The organism is Prevotella sp. AM23-5 (assembly GCF_003473645.1).
Taxonomy (GTDB): Bacteria; Bacteroidota; Bacteroidia; order Bacteroidales; family Bacteroidaceae; genus Prevotella; species Prevotella copri_A.
This window is the reverse complement of record NZ_QUCG01000167.1, coordinates 1-1,316: the sequence shown is the minus strand read 5'-3', so window position 1 is coordinate 1,316 and position 1,316 is coordinate 1. Positions and strand designations below refer to the sequence as shown.

Sequence of the window (1,316 nt, the reverse complement as noted above, 5' to 3'; positions counted from 1 at the left end):
TTGTATATTGTTTTTTTTTATTATCTTTGCATAGAAATTCAACATCAGGGTGTGGAATAAGACCGATTCTTCATTAGCTTTGCAAGCCGTTGAATATGTTCCGTCCCCACACCCTTACATCAGAACCTGGATAGTTCAAAGGGCATAGACCCCGTATTCGCAATGATAGCTCATGATGTATCGATGTTTGTTTAATTATAAATATTATGACTATGACTTACGTAGGAATTGACGTCAGCAAAGCAACCTTCGTTGTTGCTTATTCATCTGCCAAAAGCAGTGAAACCAAAACTTTCAAGAATACCACAAAGGGTATCCGAGAGTTTATCCGAACCATCTCTCCAGAAGAGAACCATTGTGTGTTGGAAGCAACAGGCAACTACAGTATGCTGCTTGTCTATTTGCTCTCCAAGGCAGGCTTTACTGTCAGCATGGAGAATCCTCTGAAGATAAAGAACTTTGCACGTGTCATGCTCTCTGTTGTCAAGACAGACGAGATTGATGCCCGCCTCATTGCCTTATATGGTGAGAGAATGCAACCAGCACCATTCAAGCTCCGTAGTGATTCCCTTTTGTTACTCAAGCAGAAACGCACTGTATTACGTCAACTGAAGAAGCAGCTTACCGCTAACAGAAACCTTGAAGGTTCACTAAAAGTCCTGCCATTCATTGATTCCAAGTGCAAGAAAGTCTTAGAGAAGACTATCAAGTTTCTTGAGAAACAAATCCAAGAAATGGAGGAAGAGCTAACGTCCTTGGCAGAGATAGAATACAAGAAGCAGATGGATTTACTCACTTCCATTAAAGGAATAGGAGCAACCCTTGCAGCTGCACTCATCATTGCCACAGGCGGATTCACCTACTTTGATAATGCCAAGCAACTTACCCGATATTTAGGGCTGTCACCTACTTACCAACAGTCTGGTACGTCAGTCAATGTCAAAGGGCACATTAATCGTAACGGAGATGCTTACCTACGTAGTCAGCTTTATATTGGAGCTATGGCATCATTGCGGTGCAACACCGAATGCAAAGCATGCTTTGACCGCTTGCGATCAAATGGGAAGCCAGGGAAATTGGCTATTGTCGCTGTTGCCAACAAACTCATCAGACAAGCCTTCGCTGTTGTTGCACATGAGAAGAAATATATAGATGGATATAAGTCTGTAAAGCCATAAAACCATCTCTCCGTCTGAGGGTACACCTTGGTGGCTAGGGGCTGAGATATCAGTCCTGAAGACCCTCTATGCTTACGAAAATGCATATTTATGCTAAATTTCGTTAACCGTATTCATTTTTATTATTATAGTTCATAT

The 1,316-nt window shown here is 41.8% G+C and carries 1 protein-coding gene; it reads left to right on the top strand.

The window, feature by feature from the left end; all coding sequences use genetic code 11:
* The first annotated feature begins 212 nt into the window (after nucleotides 1-212).
* A complete protein-coding gene (locus DW657_RS17335; protein ID WP_118313577.1) occupies nucleotides 213-1,178 on the top strand; it encodes an IS110 family transposase in 966 nt (321 codons plus the stop codon).
* The last annotated feature ends 138 nt before the right edge of the window (nucleotides 1,179-1,316 follow it).